Annotated in this window: 19 protein-coding genes; 14 read left to right on the top strand and 5 right to left on the bottom strand. The window is 67.4% G+C overall.

What is annotated here, in order from left to right:
* Positions 1-30 precede the first annotated feature (30 nt).
* From uvrD to Q0X16_RS11245, 4 genes are all read left to right on the top strand, one after another.
* Entirely contained in the window at positions 31-2229 is a 2199-nt protein-coding gene (gene uvrD, locus Q0X16_RS11260) for a DNA helicase II (RefSeq protein WP_297834364.1), read from the top strand.
* A gap of 69 nt (positions 2230-2298) precedes the next feature.
* A complete protein-coding gene (trpC, locus tag Q0X16_RS11255; RefSeq protein WP_297834362.1) occupies positions 2299-3087 on the top strand; it encodes an indole-3-glycerol phosphate synthase TrpC in 789 nt (262 codons plus the stop codon).
* The gene (locus Q0X16_RS11250; RefSeq protein ID WP_297834359.1) at positions 3084-3809 is read left to right on the top strand and encodes a haloacid dehalogenase-like hydrolase; all 726 of its coding nucleotides are present in this window, start codon (positions 3084-3086) and stop codon (positions 3807-3809) included. Before trpC ends, Q0X16_RS11250 begins: the two co-directional genes overlap by 4 nt.
* Positions 3810-3864: 55 nt before the next feature.
* Positions 3865-4224 carry a hypothetical protein gene (locus Q0X16_RS11245; protein ID WP_297834357.1) on the top strand — a complete coding sequence of 120 codons (360 nt, stop codon included), beginning with the start codon at positions 3865-3867 and terminating at the stop codon, positions 4222-4224.
* Between the two features lie 23 nt (positions 4225-4247).
* Here the strand turns inward: Q0X16_RS11245 and Q0X16_RS11240 are convergent, their stop codons facing one another.
* Together Q0X16_RS11240 and crp are read right to left on the bottom strand one after the other, a co-directional pair.
* Entirely contained in the window at positions 4248-4715 is a 468-nt protein-coding gene (locus tag Q0X16_RS11240) for a GNAT family N-acetyltransferase (protein ID WP_297834355.1), read from the bottom strand.
* A gap of 14 nt (positions 4716-4729) precedes the next feature.
* On the bottom strand, positions 4730-5410 hold the full coding sequence (gene crp, locus Q0X16_RS11235) for a cAMP-activated global transcriptional regulator CRP (protein WP_297834352.1): 681 nt from the start codon (positions 5408-5410) through the stop codon (positions 4730-4732).
* 181 nt (positions 5411-5591) lie between these two features.
* Here crp and speD point away from each other — a divergent pair, with 181 nt between their 5' ends.
* The 5 genes from speD to Q0X16_RS11210 all read left to right on the top strand — a co-directional run bounded on the left by speD (position 5592) and on the right by Q0X16_RS11210 (position 9446).
* The gene (gene speD, locus Q0X16_RS11230; RefSeq protein ID WP_297834412.1) at positions 5592-6383 is read left to right on the top strand and encodes an adenosylmethionine decarboxylase; all 792 of its coding nucleotides are present in this window, start codon (positions 5592-5594) and stop codon (positions 6381-6383) included.
* Positions 6384-6517: 134 nt separating this feature from the next.
* Positions 6518-6904 carry a DUF4124 domain-containing protein gene (locus Q0X16_RS11225; RefSeq protein WP_297834350.1) on the top strand — a complete coding sequence of 129 codons (387 nt, stop codon included), beginning with the start codon at positions 6518-6520 and terminating at the stop codon, positions 6902-6904.
* A complete protein-coding gene (locus tag Q0X16_RS11220) occupies positions 6904-7173 on the top strand; it encodes a DUF4124 domain-containing protein (protein WP_297834347.1) in 270 nt (89 codons plus the stop codon). The genes Q0X16_RS11225 and Q0X16_RS11220 overlap by 1 nt, the downstream gene beginning before the upstream one ends.
* A gap of 78 nt (positions 7174-7251) precedes the next feature.
* Positions 7252-8964, top strand: coding sequence for a proline--tRNA ligase (locus tag Q0X16_RS11215; RefSeq protein ID WP_297834346.1), 1713 nt, complete (start codon positions 7252-7254; stop codon positions 8962-8964).
* Positions 8965-9080: 116 nt separating this feature from the next.
* Complete coding sequence (locus tag Q0X16_RS11210) at positions 9081-9446, top strand: H-NS histone family protein (RefSeq protein ID WP_297834343.1); 366 nt, start codon at positions 9081-9083, stop codon at positions 9444-9446.
* Positions 9447-9512: 66 nt separating this feature from the next.
* Here Q0X16_RS11210 and Q0X16_RS11205 read toward each other — a convergent pair whose 3' ends face one another.
* Positions 9513-10775: a threonine/serine exporter family protein gene (locus Q0X16_RS11205; protein ID WP_297834340.1), complete on the bottom strand. Its 1263-nt coding sequence runs from the start codon at positions 10773-10775 to the stop codon at positions 9513-9515.
* 57 nt (positions 10776-10832) lie between these two features.
* Here Q0X16_RS11205 and Q0X16_RS11200 point away from each other — a divergent pair, with 57 nt between their 5' ends.
* The 5 genes from Q0X16_RS11200 to Q0X16_RS11180 all read left to right on the top strand — a co-directional run bounded on the left by Q0X16_RS11200 (position 10833) and on the right by Q0X16_RS11180 (position 16152).
* Entirely contained in the window at positions 10833-11957 is a 1125-nt protein-coding gene (locus Q0X16_RS11200) for an ABC transporter permease (protein WP_297834337.1), read from the top strand.
* 2 nt (positions 11958-11959) lie between these two features.
* Positions 11960-12766, top strand: a complete 807-nt coding sequence (locus Q0X16_RS11195; RefSeq protein WP_297834334.1) for an ABC transporter ATP-binding protein — start codon at positions 11960-11962, stop codon at positions 12764-12766.
* Between the two features lie 88 nt (positions 12767-12854).
* Positions 12855-13781 (top strand): MlaD family protein, encoded by a 927-nt coding sequence (locus Q0X16_RS11190; protein ID WP_297834331.1) that lies wholly within the window; start codon positions 12855-12857, stop codon positions 13779-13781.
* Positions 13778-14413, top strand: a complete 636-nt coding sequence (locus Q0X16_RS11185; RefSeq protein WP_297834328.1) for an ABC-type transport auxiliary lipoprotein family protein — start codon at positions 13778-13780, stop codon at positions 14411-14413. The genes Q0X16_RS11190 and Q0X16_RS11185 overlap by 4 nt, the downstream gene beginning before the upstream one ends.
* Before the next feature lie 110 nt (positions 14414-14523).
* The gene (locus Q0X16_RS11180; RefSeq protein ID WP_297834326.1) at positions 14524-16152 is read left to right on the top strand and encodes an electron transfer flavoprotein-ubiquinone oxidoreductase; all 1629 of its coding nucleotides are present in this window, start codon (positions 14524-14526) and stop codon (positions 16150-16152) included.
* Positions 16153-16405: 253 nt separating this feature from the next.
* Here the strand turns inward: Q0X16_RS11180 and Q0X16_RS11175 are convergent, their stop codons facing one another.
* Together Q0X16_RS11175 and Q0X16_RS11170 are read right to left on the bottom strand one after the other, a co-directional pair.
* Positions 16406-16630 carry a hypothetical protein gene (locus Q0X16_RS11175; RefSeq protein ID WP_297834323.1) on the bottom strand — a complete coding sequence of 75 codons (225 nt, stop codon included), beginning with the start codon at positions 16628-16630 and terminating at the stop codon, positions 16406-16408.
* Positions 16617-16804: BrnT family toxin (locus tag Q0X16_RS11170; protein WP_297834321.1), on the bottom strand; the 188-nt coding region annotated here is incomplete at its 5' end. The genes Q0X16_RS11170 and Q0X16_RS11175, both read right to left, overlap by 14 nt.

Here is a 16804-nt window from a genome sequence, read left to right as displayed (position 1 = left end):
ATCGGGGCGGCGGTATCCTAAAATGCTCCGATGGACGTCACCCACCTCCTCGACGGGCTGAACCCGGCCCAGCGCGAGGCCGTCGGCGCGGCGCCCGGCAATATCCTCGTGCTGGCCGGCGCCGGCAGCGGCAAGACCCGCGTGCTGACCCATCGCATCGCCTGGCTGCACGAAGTGCTGGGCGTTCCGATGCACGGCATCCTCGCCGTCACCTTCACCAACAAGGCCGCCGGCGAGATGCGCGGGCGGATCGCCGCGCAGCTGGGCGAAGCGCCGCGCGGCGCCTGGATCGGCACCTTCCACGGCCTTGCCCACCGCCTTCTGCGGCTGCACTGGCAGGAAGCGAAACTTCCGGAAGGCTTCCAGATCCTTGATTCCGACGACCAGCTGCGGCTGGTCAAGCGCGTGGCGAAACAGCTCGACCTCGACGACGGCCGCTATCCGCCGCGCCAGATCGCATGGTGGATCAACGCCCAGAAGGACGAAGGCCGCCGCCCGCAGCACATCCAACCGCAGGGCGACGAATGGAGCGATGTGCTGCTGCGCGCCTACGCCGCCTATCAGGAACGCTGCGAGCGCGCCGGGCTGGTGGATTTCGCCGAACTGCTGCTGCGCGCGCACGAACTGCTGCGCGACACCCCGGCGCTGCTGGCGCACTACCGCCACCGTTTCACGCAGATTCTGGTGGACGAATTCCAGGACACCAACGCCATCCAGTACGGCTTCGTGCGGCTGCTGGCCGGGGAACACGGCCAGGTCTTCGTGGTCGGCGACGACGACCAGTCGATCTACGGCTGGCGCGGTGCGAAGGTCGAGAACATGCAGCGCTTCCTGCGCGACTTCGCCGCGCGCGACGGGGCCGACGTGCGCACGGTCCGGCTGGAACAGAACTACCGCTCCAGCGGCACGATTCTCGATGCCGCCAACGCGGTGATCGCCCACAACGGCGACCGCCTCGGCAAGAAGCTGTGGACCGACGCCGGTGCCGGCGAGCCGATCGACCTGTTCGCCGCCTACAGCGAGATCGACGAGGCCGAATACGTGATCGACCGCATCGCGCAGTGGGTGCGCGACGGCGGCAGCCACGGCGATGCCGCGATCCTCTACCGCAGCAACGCACAGTCGCGCGCCTTCGAGGAAACGCTGGTGGCGCGGCAGATTCCCTACCGCGTCTATGGCGGCGTGCGCTTTTTCGAGCGCGCCGAAATCAAGGACGCGCTGGCGTACCTGCGCCTGATTGCCAATCGCGACGATGACGCCGCCTTCGAACGCGCTGTCAACACGCCCACCCGCGGCATCGGCGAGCGCACGCTGGACGAAATTCGGCGCGGCGCGCGCGGCCATGCCGAATCGCTGTGGCGCTCGGCGCGGCGGCTGTGCGCGGGCAACGCGCTGGCGGCGCGCGCGCGCAATGCGATCAATGGCTTCCTGGCGCTGATCGACACGCTGGCCGAGGAAACCGGGGTGATGCCGCTGGCCGAGAAGATCGACCACGCGCTGGCGCGCTCCGGGCTGCGCGAACACTACGACAAGGAATCGCGCGGGCAGGTCGATTCGCGCACCGAGAACCTCGACGAACTGGTGTCGGTCGCCAGCCGCTTCGTGCGCGGCGACGAGGAGGAGATGGCCGCGCTGCCGGAGCTGGTCGCCTTCCTCGGCTACGCCGCGCTGGAAGCCGGCGAAGGCCAGGCCCAGGCCGGCGAGGACGGCGTGCAGCTGATGACCCTGCACAGCGCGAAAGGGCTGGAGTTTCCGCTGGTGTTCCTGGTCGGGCTGGAGGAAGGGCTGTTCCCCAATGCGCGCTCGGTGGACGAGCCGGGACGGCTGGACGAAGAGCGCCGGCTCGCCTATGTCGGCATCACCCGCGCCCGCCGCCAGCTGGTGCTCTCGCACGCCGAAGTCCGGCGCATCCACGGCAGCGACCTGTACGGCATCCCTTCGCGCTTCCTGCGCGAAATCCCGAAGAGCCTGCTGCGCGAAGTGCGGCCGAAGGTGGCGCCGTCCCTTGCCCCGCGCGAACCGATCGGCGCCAGCTACCGCAACGTCGGCCACGCCGCGCTCGACGCCCCGACCTTCCGCGTCGGGCAGGACGTGCTCCACCCCAGCTACGGCCGCGGCACCATCACCGATTTCGTCGGCGACGGCCGCCACCTCAACGTCCAGGTCAACTTCGAAACCGCCGGCAGCAAGTGGCTCAAGCTCGCCTCGGCGAATCTGTCGCCGGCGTGAGGCGCGCCGCCGCTGCGCGAAAGCCGTCCGCCCAATAGAATGGCGGGTCCGAAGCTGCGATCGATGACGATGCACGACGTGCTCCAGCGCATCCTTGCGCGCAAACGCGAAGAGGTCGCCGAACGGCAGGCCCGGATGCCGCTTGCCGAGCTGCGTGCGCGGATGGCCGAGGCGCCGCCGCCGCGCGGGTTTGCCGATGCGATCGCGACGAAGATCGCCATCGGGCAGGCGGGCGTGATCGCCGAGGTGAAGAAGGCCAGCCCGAGCCAGGGCGTGATCCGCGCCGATTTCGATCCGGCTGACATTGCGCGCAGCTATGCGTCCGCCGGCGCGGCCTGCCTGTCGGTGCTGACCGACGTGGATTTCTTCCAGGGCAGCGATGCGTATCTGCAACAGGCGCGCGCGGCCTGCGCGCTGCCGGTGCTGCGCAAGGATTTCATCGTCGATGCCTGGCAGCTGTACGAGGCGCGCGCGCTGGGCGCCGACTGCGTGCTGCTGATCGCCGCCGCACTCGACGACGCGCAGCTGTCTGAATTCGCTTTCCTCGCGTCCGAGCTGGGCATGGATGCGCTGATCGAGGTGCATGACCTCGACGAGCTCGAACGCGCGCTGCCGGTGCCGGCGCGGCTGCTCGGCATCAACAACCGCAACCTGCGCAGCTTCGAGGTGTCGCTCGACACCACGCTGGCGCTGAAGGACGCGGTGCCGGCCGACCGCGTGCTGGTGACCGAAAGCGGCATCAAGACGCGCGCCGATGTGGCCCGGATGCGCACTGCCGGCGTCCACGCATTCCTGGTCGGCGAAACCTTCATGCGCCAGCCCGATCCGGGCGTCGCGCTGCGCGACCTGTTTGCATGAACGTAGCGCCGTCGTCCCCGCCTACCGACGCGCCACTGGTGGTGTTCGATTTCGACCACACCCTGTGCGACGGCGACGCCGGCACCCACCTGTATCGCTGGCTGATCGGGCGCGCGTGGTGGCGCGGTCTGCTGGCGCTGCTGCTGGCGCCGCTGGCCGGCCCGATGCTGGCCTTCCTGCCCACGCGCCGGTTCGGGATGTCCGCCTTCGTCTGGGCCGGCACGCTCGGCGTGCGCGACGTGACGGCGCTGGATGCGCTGATCGATCGCTACGTGATCGAACGCGATGCCGCCCTGCGCGCCAGCGCGCTGGCGCCGGGGCTGGCCGCGCTGGATCGCCACCGCCGCGCCGGCGACCGCGTGGTGGTCGCCACCGGCGCGCCGCCGCAGCTGGCGCGCGCCATTCTGGAGCGCGTCGCCGGCGAGGCCGACCTGCCCATCCTCGGCACCGAACTCGGGCCGGGCTGTGGCGGCATGGTGATTCGCCGCCACTGCCACCACGCGATGAAGATGGCGATGCTGCGCGACGCCGGCTTCGCCCCGCCGATCGCTTTCGCCTACAGCGATTCCACCGCCGATCTGCCCCTGCTGCTGGCCGCCGCGCATCCGGTCGTGGTCAATCCCAAGCCGCGCCGCGTCGCGCTGTTTCGCCGCCTGCTGCCGCCGGGCACGCCGATCCTGCACTGGGACAGCCCGGGGCGGGCAGGGGATGCGCTGCCGTAATCGTTGCTTCTGGGCGTGTATAAAGGGCGAACCCGGTCGTCCCCCGGAGATTCCAATGAAGTCACTGCTCATTCTGTTCGCGTTGACGTTGACGATGGGCGCTACGGCTTGTTCAAGTTCCGAAAATGCGGGCGGGAGCGCGACCGCAGCGACCACGACCGGCAGTGGCAACGACAACGCCTGCATGCGTGCGGCGAAGCGGGCCATGGATCAGGCCTACGCGAGCCTGGGTTCCCCGGCTGGAACGGATTTCGACGCGCTGGAGCGCATCACAAGGCAGGCCCGGGGCCATATGCTCGACGGTGTGCCGGACAGTTCCGGATCGGCCGTGACCGCCAGCGTGCTGTCGGAAAAAATCAGGATCTGGGTCAATTGCAGCGGCGAGGAACAAACCCGGGACTGGCGTCCGGGCTGAGCAGCAACAGAGCGGGCGCTGCGCTACGACGCCCCGAGCGGCTTGACGAAGCGCACCGAGCTGTCGCGATAGCCGCAGGCGCGGTAGAAAACGTGGGCCTCGCTGCGCTGGGCGCCCGAGGTCAGTTCGATGCGGGCCGCGCCGCCGGCGCGGGCCCGGCGTTCGGCGTCCAGCAGCAGGCGGCGGCCGACGCCGCAGCCGCGGGCATCGGCGAGCACCACCAGCGCGGTGATGCGGCAGGTGGTGGTGCCCAACGGCAGGTAGTACATGAAGTCCAGCGCGACCAGCCCGCAGACGGCGCCGTCGCGGCGGGCGACCACCAGCGCCTGGCGTTCGTTGGCGAGGATCGCGGCGATGCGGTCGGTCGCGTCGTGCAGGTCGCAGGGATAGCCGAGTTCGCCGAGCAGGCGGGCCACGTCGTCGGCGTCGGCCAGCACCGCGTTGCGCAGGTCGATGTCGGCGTCGGGCGCGGGCGAGAACGCGTGGCTCATCGGCCCATCATGCCTCAACGGGTGCCGTACACCACCACGGTCTTGCCGCGCGCGTGCAGCTTGCCGTCGGCCTGCAGCTTCTTGAGCACGCGCCCGGCCATCTCGCGCGAGCAGCCGACCAGACGCGCCAGCTCCTGGCGCGACACCCGCAGCTGGGTGCCCATCGGATGGCTCATCGCCTCCGGCTCCTTCGCCAGGTCGAACAGGGTGCGATAGATGCGGTCGGAGACGTCGAGGAAGGCCAGCCGCCCGGCCTTGCGGCTGGTGTCGAGCAGGCGCTTGCTGATCTGCGCGCCGATCGAATACAGCAGCTTCGAGGCGTCGGCGGGCTGCGCCAGCATGTGCGCCTGCAGGCGTTCGTAGCTGATCTCCGCCAGCTCGCAGGCCGTGCGGGTGCGCAGGGCGACGTCGCGGTGCGCGCTTTCCACGAACAGGCCCATCTCGCCGACGAACTCGCCCGCACCGCCATAGCCCAGCACCAGCTCGCGGTCGTTGTCTTCGGTGGCGATGATGCTGACCGAGCCGGAGATGATGTAGTACAGCGTGTCGGCCGGGTCGCCGGGGTGGAACACGTCGGTGCGCGCCGGATAGCGGCGGCGGTGGCAGTGCGCGATGAAGCGGTCGATGGTCTGCGCGTCCGCGGCAAGCGGATTGAACACGCGCGGCATCACCGGCTTGAGGACTTCGACACCCATGCGCAAGCACCTTGGAGGCTAACCGCCCAAGCTTAGGCGGAACTGTGACGGCGGGCAAACTTTTCGGCTCGGGTCGCCTGTCCCGACCGGCGGCCAGCGCTACCGCCAGGGGCGGATGGCGCCCCGCTGCCGGACATGTCGCATAATGGCCGGTCTGCGTCCTTCCACCGGGTCCGATGCCGTGGTCAAACCGTTGCCGCGCCTGAGGCTGCAAGGCTTCAACAACCTCACCAAGTCGCTGAGCTTCAACATCTACGACGTGTGCTACGCCGCGTCGGAGGACGAGCGTCGGCGCTACATCGAATACATCGACGAGGAATACAACGCCGATCGTCTGACCCAGATCCTGACCGACGTGGCCGAGATCATCGGCGCCAACATCCTCAACGTCGCCCGCCAGGACTACGACCCGCAGGGCGCCTCGGTGACGATCCTGATCTCCGAGCAGCCGGTGATCGACAAGGCCGACGCCAAGGGCGTGATCTCGGACGCGGTGGTCGCCCACCTCGACAAATCGCACATCACCGTGCACACCTATCCGGAAACCCACCCGGACAACGGCATCGCCACCTTCCGCGCCGACATCGACGTCTCGACCTGCGGCGTGATTTCGCCGCTGAAGGCGCTGAACTACCTGATCGAGTCGCTGGAGTCGGACATCGTGGTGATGGATTACCGCGTGCGCGGCTTTACCCGCGACGTGCGCGGCAAGAAATATTTCATCGACCACAAGATCAATTCGATCCAGGACTACCTGGCCAAGAACATCCGCAGCCGCTACGAGATGATTGACGTCAACGTGTACCAGGAAAACCTGTTCCACACCAAGATGCACGTGAAGGATTTCGACCTCGACGATTACCTGTTCGAGGAAAAGGCGCGCAACCTCTCGTTCAAGGAACGGATGAAGATCGAGGCGCGGCTCAAGCGCGAGATCGAAGAGCTCTACCACGGCCGCAACCTGGTCGATTGATCGGATCTGGCGGCGCGCGGACCGCGCCGCGACCGGCGCCGAGGCAAGGGTCCGGGGAAACCGGATTTGCCGAAAAACTTGCAGTGGCGCCGCCGCGGTGCTGCAATCGTCGGACATTCCCCCGGAGAGCACCCATGACCCTCTTCCGAACCCTGGCGCTGGCGCTCGGCATCGCCCTGGTGGCAACCCCGCTGTTGGCCCAGCAGCGCATCTACCAGCGCAAGGACGCCAACGGCGTGAGCCAGTACACCGACGTTCGCCCGGAAAGCCAGTACACGGTGCGCAACGTCAACAATTCCGGCACGCCGGCGCCGACCGCCACGCCGGTCGCGGAGGAAAACGCCCAGTGCAAGGGCGTGCGGAACAACCTGACGCGGCTGCAGGGCAGCGAGGCGATTGGCATCGACACCAACGGCGACGGCAAGCCCGACCGCAACATCACTGCCGACGAGCGCAAGACGCAGATCGAGCTGAACCAGGCTGCCGTCAAGGCCTACTGCACGCCTTCCGACGGCCAGTAATGAGGACGTTGGGGGCGGTGTTGCTCGCGGCGGCCCTGGCCGTCGCCGCGTGGTGGTGGTTCACCCGCGAAATGCCGCGCCGCGCCCAGCAGCGCGAAGCGGCGGCCGAAGCCGCCGCGATCCAGGCGCGCCGCGCCGATACCCTGTACCGCTGGCGCGACGACGCCGGCAACCTGCAGATCACCCAGGATCCCCCCAAGGGTCGGCACTACGAGCGCATCAGCAAGACCCCGCGCGAGGGCATCGAAGTGCGCGGCAGCGGCGACTGAGCGTCGCGAACCGCGATTGCGCGGGATCGCGTGCGCGTCGGCATGGCAGAATGCCGGTTTTCCCCACGCCGAAACGCCATGCGCCTGTCGCAGTTCCATCTTCATACCGAAAAGGAAACCCCCGCCGACGCCGAAATCGTCAGCCACCAGCTGATGCTGCGCGCGGGAATGATCCGCAAGCTCGCCGCCGGCCTGTACACCTGGTCGCCGCTGGGCCTGCGCGTGCTGCGCAAGGTCGAAGCGGTGGTGCGCGAGGAAATGAACCGGGCCGGCGCCATCGAGATGGCGATGCCGTCGATCCAGCCGCGCGAGCTGTGGGAGGAAACCGGCCGCTGGAAGAAATTCGGGCCGCAGCTGCTCAAGATCCGCGACCGCAAGGAGCAGGAATACTGCTACACCCCGACCGCCGAGGAAGCCGTCACCGATTTCTTCCGGCAGGAAATCGCCAGCTACAGGCAGTTGCCGGTGAATTTCTACCAGGTGACGACCAAATTCCGCGACGAGATCCGGCCGCGTTTCGGCGTGATGCGGGCGCGCGAATTCATCATGAAGGACGCCTATTCCTTCCACATCGACGATGGTTCCCTGCACTCCGAGTACCGCAACATGTACGAGGCGTATTCGCGGATCTTCAACCGGCTCGGGCTGAAATTCCGCGCGGTGGCCGCCGACACCGGCGCGATCGGCGGCAGCGCTTCACACGAGTTCCACGTGCTGGCCGATTCCGGCGAGGATTCCATCGCCTATTCCGATGCCTCCGATTATGCGGCCAACGTGGAACTGGCGGAGGCGGTTGCCCCCGGCGCCCGGCCCGCGGCCGCGGAAACGCTGCGCGATGTCGAAACCCCGACGCAGAAAACCTGCGAGGAGGTTGCCGCATTGCTCGGCATTCCGCTGCAGCGCACCGCCAAATCGGTCGCGCTGATGGGTGTCGACGGCGAGGGCGCGCCGCAGTTCGTTCTGGCGCTGGTGCGCGGCGACCACATCGTCAATGAAATCAAGCTGGGCAAACTGTCCGGCATGGCCGAATCGCGGCTGGCCACCGAGGCGGAAATCCTCGAATATCTCGGCAGCGAGCCTGGATTCCTCGGTCCGCTGAATCCGCGCAAGCCCATTCGCGTGATCGCCGACCGCAGCGTGGCGGCGATGGCCGATTTCGTGATCGGCGCCAACCGGCCCGGTTTCCACGTCGCCGGCGTGAATTGGGGTCGCGACCTGCCCGAACCGGAAACCGCGGATATCCGGAACGTGGTCGAAGGCGATCCCTCGCCCGACGGCAGGGGCCGGTTGGGGCTGTGCCGCGGCATCGAAGTCGGGCATGTTTTCGCGCTGGGCCGCAAGTATTCGGAAGCGATGCGCTGCACCGTGCTGGACGCGGGCGGCAAACCGGTCCATCCGGCGATGGGGTGCTACGGCATTGGCGTCTCCCGGATCGTGGCCGCGGCGATCGAACAGAATCACGACGATGCCGGCATCCGCTGGCCCGCGGCGATGGCGCCGTGGCAGGTGGCGGTCTGCGTGATCAACCCGAAGGCCGATCCGGACATTGCGGCCGCCGCGGAAGCGTTGTATTCGGAATTGAACGCGGCCGGAATCGACTGCGTGCTGGACGACCGCGGGCTGCGTCCCGGAGCGATGTTCGCGGATATCGAGCTGATCGGCATTCCGCAGCGGGTCGTGGTATCCGCGCGCGGTTTGACCGCCGGCACCTTCGAGTATCGCTCGCGCGCGGAATCGGAATCGGAAACCCTGGATCGCGGTGCGCTGCTGGAGAAACTTTCGGTGGCTTGAACGGGCTTGGTTTCATTTTCATTCATGCAGTTTCCGGTTATCATCCGGCCGTCCGCCCGGCGGATTTTCCACCCACCCGGAATATCAACCCGGAAAACAACAAGGAACCCGCAACGATGTCCGTGAATATCGAAAGCATGAGCAGCCTGGAGCTGAACGCGCTGATCCAGCGCGCCAAGAAGCGTCGCAACGTCCTGGCCAAGCGCAAGCCGGCCCTGCAGACCAAGGCGGCGGTCGCCCGTTTGCTGAAGTCCGCTGGCTGGACCTTCGAAGAGCTGTATGGCAAGGGCGGCAACGCCGCGGCTCCGGCAAGGAAAGTCGCGCGCAAGGCCAAGTCCAAGGTCGCCGGCAGCAAGGTCGCCCCGAAATATCGCAATCCGGCCAATGCGCAGGAAACCTGGTCCGGCCGCGGCCGCCAGCCGCGCTGGCTGGCGGCGCTGACCGGTGCCGGCCGCAAGCTCGACGAATTCAAGATCAAGTAATCCGGAATCCGTCAAACGCGGCGATGGAAAATGCCGGCGCAAGCCGGCATTTTCATAGGTCATTCCTTACAGATTGCGGCGCGCGCTGATCAGGAGATTGCCGAACACCAATCCCGCCACCAGCGCCATCAGCGTGCTGAAAACCGCGATCGCCGCGGTTTCGCCGACGTTGAGATTCTGCGTCTGGACCATGGAGACGACGCCGCGCAGGGCGACGCTGCCGGGCACCAGCATGATGATTCCCGGCAGACGCACCAGCGCACCCGGACGATTGGCGACGCGCGCATAGGCATTCCCGGCCGCGGTTGTCGCCAGCGCCGCCAGAAACACGCCCACCGACGCGCCCAGCCATTCCCCGCCGAATCGCGACACCAGATATCCGCAAACCGCCGCCAGCATCACCAGCGGATAATCGCGGCGTTGTGCCTGGAACAGCACGGCGAACGCATAGGCACCCAGCGCCAGCGCGCACCAGGTCACCCATTCCGGCTGCGGGCGCAGCGCCTGGACCTGCGGTTCGATTCCCGCATATCCGGCGACCGCCAGCGCGATCGCCGTGCCGATGGTCAGGTTGACGACCGTCATCAGGGCGCCCGCGAAGCGGGCGGTTCCGGACACCAGATGGCGATTGGCCAGTTCGCTGGCCGCCAGGGTGAGGGTCATGCCCGGCACCAGCACGATCAGCGATGCGATGATCACGGTATTGAGATTCAGCGCACCCAGCCAGTGGCTGGCCACGATCGCCATGCTGCCGGCCAGCAGCCCCGCCAGCGCCTCGAAGCCTTCGCGCAGGCGTGGCCGCGATTGCGCGGCCACCAGCAGCAGGCCGATCAGCAGCCCGTTGACGGCGGCAACGCCGATGTCCAGCCAGGGCAGCCGGAACAGTCCGGCGACCGCCGCCGACGCCAGCAGGAAGCCGAGGACCAGGATGGTCCGCGCGCGCGGTGAAGCCGGCCGTTCCAACTCGCGCAGCGCGGCCCGACCGGCCGCGATGTCCATCCGGCCGGAGATCACGTCCTCGGCGATGGCATCGGCTGCGCAGAGTCGGCGCAGGTTGGTGTCGCCCAGTCCCGGCCGCACGATCCGGGTGACGTCGGTATGCCGCGAGGGTCGGGCCGGGTCGCGGAAGGACAGGATGATTCCGGCCGGATTGGACCAGGGCTGGCAATCCACCTGCAGCCGCCGCGCAACCAGTTCGATCGCGCCTTCCATGCGTTCGGCGGTGGTGCCGTAGGCGTGCAGGTGCCAGGCCAGTTCCTCGACGAAGGCAATGCGCTCGGAGTAGGTCGCTTCGGTCATGGCGGCGGGCGGTGGCGTGGCGCCAAGCATGCCACGCGCTGCCCCGCATTCCCATGCGTCGCCGCATTTGCGTAAGCTTGCAGGCTCATGGCCAGCGACGACAGCCACTACCGTCCCGCCGCCGACTTCGTCGAGACCGACGCGGGCGGCGCGCTGCGCCTGCGAGGGCGCTGGACGCTGCGCTATTCGGGCGCGGTGCGTTCGGCGCTGGGCAAGACCGCAGCCGAGGTCAAGACGATCGACGCGCGCGAATGCGAGCGGATCGACACCCTGGGCGTGCTGCAACTGCTGCGCTTCGCCGATGCCCGCAAGATCCCCTACGAAGCGCTGCGCTTCCGCCCCGACCAGCAGCAACTGGCGGATGCGATCGAAGACGTCCACGACGACCGGCCGCAGGGCAAGCGCGAATACGGCGTGCGCGCGATGCTGGGAAGGATCGGTTTCGGGCTGATCGACAACGCCGGCGAAGTGATGGCGCTGGTCAGCTTCTTCGGCGAGTTCCTGGTCAAGATCCTGCGCCTGTTCAAGGAACCCGGCCGCTTCCGCCTGACCTCGACCGTGCACCACATGGAACAGATCGGCCTCGACGCGGTGCCGCTGGTCGCGCTGCTGTCGTTCATGGTCGGCGCGGTGATCGCCTTCCTCGGAGCGATGGTGCTCAAGGATTTCGGCGCCACCATCTTCGTGGTCGAGCTGGTCAGCGCCGCCTTCCTGCGCGAGTTCGGCGTCCTGCTCACCGCGATCCTGCTCGCCGGCCGCACCGCCAGCGCCTTCACCGCCCAGATCGGCATGATGGTCAACAACGAGGAGGTCGACGCCATCCGCGTGCTCGGCCTCGACCCGATCGACCTGCTGGTGATCCCGCGCGTGCTGGCGCTGCTGGCCATGCTGCCGCTGCTGACCTTCATCGCGATGATCGCCGGCCTGCTCGGCGGCATGGCGGTGGGCGCGTTCAACCTTGACATTCCGGCGCCGGCCTACATGGCGCGGATGTCCGAAATGATGCAATTCCGGCACTTCATCGTCGGCATGGTCAAGGCACCGATCTTCGCCCTCGTGATCGGCCTGATCGGCTGCCTCGAAGGACTGCAGACGCAAGGCACCGCGCAATCGCTCGGCGAGCGCACCACCTCCAGCGTGGTGCAGACGATCTCGATGGTGATCGTGATCGACGCCTTCGCCGCCCTCTGGTTCATGCAGATGGATTACTGAGCATGACCGACGGCCCGGTTTTCCGCACCATCGATGGCGTCGTGGTCGACGATGCCGCGCTGATCCGCATCCGCGGGCTGGTCAACCGCTTCGGCGAGCAGGTGGTCCACGACGGGGTCGACCTCGACGTGCACCGCGGCGAGATCCTCGGCGTGGTCGGCGGCTCGGGCACCGGCAAGTCGGTGTTGATGCGTTCGATCCTCGGCCTGCGCACGCCCGATGCCGGAGAGATCCAGGTGCTCGGGGTGGACGCCCGCAGCCCGAAGCCGGAAGTCCGCCGCCACATCGAGCGCAACAGCGGGGTGCTGTTCCAGGACGGCGCGCTGTTTTCCTCGCTCACCGTCGGCGAAAACGTGCAGGTGCCGATCAAGGAGCATTATCCGGAGGTCGACGGTTCGCTGTGCTACGAGCTGGCGCTGCTCAAGATCAAGCTCGCCGGACTGCCGGCCGGCGCCATCGACAAGCTGCCCTCGCAGCTTTCCGGCGGCATGCGCAAGCGCGCGGGACTGGCGCGGGCGCTGGCACTGGATCCGCCGCTGCTGTTCCTCGACGAACCCACCGCCGGCCTTGATCCGATCGGCGCGGCCGCCTTCGACCAGCTGATCCTGACGCTGCAGAAAGCGCTGCGCCTGACCGTGTTCCTGATCACCCACGACCTCGACACGCTCTACACGATCTGCGACCGGGTGGCGGTGCTGGCCGACCGCAAGCTGATTGCCATCGCGCCGGTCGCCGAGCTCGAGAAACTCGATCATCCGTGGGTGCAGGAATACTTCAACGGCCCGCGCGGCAGGGCGGCGCGTGGCTAGCGGGCCGCAAACCGGAAGACCGCACGCGGCGCCGGGGCGGCGGCGTCCCGCGTTTTGTTGCACCATGGAGCCAGCGAGGGCCCACTGAATGGAAACCAAGGCCAATTACGTATTGATCGGCGGGTTCACCGTGCTGACGGTGGTCTTCCTGCTGCTGTTCACCCTGTGGGCCACCAAATTCTCCACGTCCCGCGACTGGCGCAGCTATGAGGTCATCTTCGACGAGGCCGTGACTGGTCTGACCGAAGGCAGCAGCGTCCAGTACAACGGTCTGGCCGTCGGCACGGTGGAGAGCCTGAGTCTGGACGAAAAGGATTCGCGCAAGGTCATCGCCATCCTCAAGCTGCGCAAGAACACGCCGATCAAGGTCGATACCACGGCGCGGCTGTCGCAGCAGGGCATCACCGGCGTGCCGTTCATCCTGCTCAGCGGCGGCAAGCCCGATGCCCCGATGCTGGAAGCCTTGTCGGGAGACGACTACCCGATCATCCGCGCGGCGCCCTCGGCGCTGCAGAACATCGCCGACACCGCCAACCGGCTGGTCGCGCGGCTCGACAAGCTGACCAGCGAAGAAAACATCCGCCGCTTCAGCGAGATCCTTGCCAACATCGACCAGACCACGACCACGCTGGCGCAGAACCGCGAGAACATCGCCGAGCTCATCGTCAACGCGCGCGATGCCACCGCCAGCCTGAAGACCACCCTGGCCACGACCAACGGCGCCATCGAGGGCCTCGACCAGAACCTGGTGCGCCGGCTTCCCGCGCTGATGGACCAGCTCGACGCGACGATCGCCAAGCTCGACTCGGCTGCCGGCAACGCCGACGCGATGATTGCGGAAAACCGCCCGGCCGTGCGCAGCTTCACCCACGACGGGCTGGGCCAGATCGCCCCCACCCTGACCGAATTGCGCAGCATCATGCGCGAGTTGCACACCATCACCGATCGCATGGAAAACAATCCGGCCGGCTATATCCTCGGCCGCGACGCGCCCAGGGAGTTCGATCCGAAATGACGCGCAATCGACGCCACGCCCCCCTCCTGCTCGCCATGGTTCTGCTGTGCGGCTGCAGCAGCCTCATCGGCGGGCCCAGGGAGCCGACCACGATCTACGCCCCGGTGCTGGAGATCCAGCCCGACCCGGCCTGGCCCGCGGTCGGCTGGTCGCTGGACATCGCCCGGCCTACCGGCGCACAGGCCCTCGACGGTCTGCGCATCATGGTCAGCCCGACTCCCGGCGAGCTGCAGGCCTACCGTGGCAGCCGCTGGGCGCAAACCCCCGGCGCCATGATCGAAACCAGCCTGATGCGCACGCTGGAGGACAGCGGCAAGATCGCCTCGGTCAGTCGCCAGGGCAGCGGCGCGTCCGCCAGCTATCGCCTGCTGCTCGACCTGCGCGACTTCCGTTCCGATTACGCCGGCAACACCACGCCTGCGGCCACGATTTCGCTCAACGCCAAGCTGCTGCACCTGCCCGATCAGGCCATCGTCGGCAGCCGCAGCTTCCGGATCGTCCAGCCAGCCACCGGAATCGAGGCCGCGCAGGTCTCGGCGGCATTCGGACAGGCGCTTTCCAGCCTGGCCCGCGACGTCTCCGGCTGGACGCTGGAAACCGGGCAGGCGCACGAGCGCCAGCATCACCCATGAGCGCGGCGTGCAGGCAAGGTCGTGGCATCGCCGCGGCCACCGAAACGCACGCCCGGATCCCTGCCCGCCGCTGATCGCCAGCTCCACCCGCGTTGTCCGAGGAGACCGCCATGAATACCACCGCCCCTGACGCCATCGAACGCGACGTGATGGAATACGACGTCGTCACCGTCGGCGCCGGGCCGGCGGGGCTCGCGTTCGCCATCCGCCTCAAGCAGCTCAACCCCGAGCTGACCGTGTGCGTGATCGAGAAAGCCTCCGCCATCGGCGCGCAGATCCTGTCCGGCGCGGTGATCGAGACCGGCCCGCTGGACGCCCTGCTGCCCGACTGGCGCAAGGCGCCGCCGCCAATCTGCATCGACGCCAAAGACGATGAATTCTGGCTGCTGAACAAGACCGGCGGACACAAATTCCCGTTCGTCCCGCCGGGCATGAACAACCACGGCAACGTGATCGTCAGCCTCGGCGCGATGTGCGCGTGGATGGCGCCGCAGGCCGAGGCGCTGGGTGTGGAAATCTATCCGGGCTTCGCCGCCGCCGACGTGCTCTACGACGGAAGCGGCAAGGTCGTCGGCGTGCGCATCGGCGACATGGGCGTGGCCAGGGACGGTTCGCACAAACCCGGTTACACGCCCGGCATCGACATCCACGCCAAGGTGACGGTGCTGGCCGAAGGCGCGCGCGGCCATCTGACCAAGCGGCTGGTCAGCAAATTCGCGCTAGACAAGGACTGCGATCCGCAGGGCTATTCGATCGGCATCAAGGAGTTGTGGCAGGTGCCGGAAGAGCGCGTCTCGCCCGGAAAGATCGTCCACAGTTTCGGCTGGCCGGCCGACAACCACACCTACGGCGGCGGCTTCGTCTATCACCTCGACAAGGGCCGGATCGCGCTGGGCTATGTCAGCGGGCTGGATTACTCCGACCCGGAGTACAAGCCCTGGGAAGCCTTCCAGCAGTGGAAGAACCACCCGCTGTTCAAGACCCTGCTCGAAGGCGGCAGCATCCTGTCGGCCGGTGCCCGCGCGATCGTGACGGGCGGCTACCAGAGCCTGCCCAAGTGCGAAATGCCCGGCGCACTGTTGATCGGCGACGGCGCCGGCCTGCTCAACGTGCCCAAGATCAAGGGGACGCACCAGGCCTTCCGCAGCGGCATGCTGGCCGCCGAGCATCTGGTGGCCTCCCATCTCGCCACCGAAGGTTTCGACGCCAAGCTGCGCGGCTCCGATGCGATGAGGGAGCTGCGCAAGGTGCGCAACATCAAGCCCGGCTTCAAGAAGGGGCTGTGGTTCGGGATGTTCAACGCCGGCTGGGAGACCGCCACCGCGGGGCTGTCGCCGTGGACGCTGAAGAACAGGAAACCGGATTGGGCCACCTTGCACAAGCTGGGCGAATGCGAGGAACCCAAGCGCGACTACGTCGAGCGCACGCTGCCGCCGCGCGACCGCCTGCAGGGCGTGTATTTCGCCGCCACCCAGCACGAGGAAGACCAGCCGGTCCACCTGCACGTGCTGGACACCAACATCTGCGTCGATCGCTGCGTGAAGGAATTCGACAATCCCTGCACGCGCTTCTGCCCGGTCGGCGTGTACGAAATGGTGAAGGACGAAAACGGCCTGCGCCTGCAGGTCAATTCCGCCAACTGCGTGCACTGCAAGACCTGCGACATCAAGGACCCGTACGAGAACATCACCTGGGTGACGCCGGAAGGCGGCAGCGGGCCGAATTACCAGAATATGTAGCCGCACCGAATAACGGTGCCGGGGACAATTATCCCGGCGACGCGATTCCCGTTGTGCAACCTCGGCGACGCCGCCGCGCCGGGGCAGCCTCTGGAGCGAATGTCCCCCGGCAGCGGCCAGGCCGCTGCCTCCTCCTTGATTTCGCTCCAGGGGCTACCCCGACACGACGGCTGGGCGGGTTCCAGGAAGGCGTGCGCAAAAACGGTGCCGGGGACAGCTATCCAAAGCCCCCTGTTCGTTTTGCGTCGGTCCCTTACCGCGCTCCTGCCGCAGCGCGCTTCGCCACCTTCAGCAGCGCACGCAACGCATCGTTCACCGCTGCGCTGTCCGGGAAGGCGGCCGCTACCTCCGGTTCCAGCACGATAATGTTCGATGCTGCAGCCTGCTTCGCATACTTTCCGCGCGTCAAGCCGCCGAGGAAATCCGACGATTTGTATTCCGGACGAAGCGTGGCCTTCATTGCGTCAGCCTTCTTCATAGAGTTTCCGCTCCGCAGCGGTGCAGGGACGGGCGCTGATGATGCGGACAGCATCGCCCCAGTCGGTGTGTGATACCACCAGCAGACGAACGTTGGCTGAACGTCCGAAGGTCAGCCAGCGTTCCTCGTCGATCGAGTGGTCGGGATCGGCACCCATGAGGGAAAGCGCGATAC

The sequence above is a fragment of the Thermomonas sp. genome, from assembly GCF_025993755.1.
Classification (GTDB): domain Bacteria; phylum Pseudomonadota; class Gammaproteobacteria; order Xanthomonadales; family Xanthomonadaceae; genus Thermomonas.
This window is presented reverse-complemented; position numbering and strand designations above follow the sequence as displayed.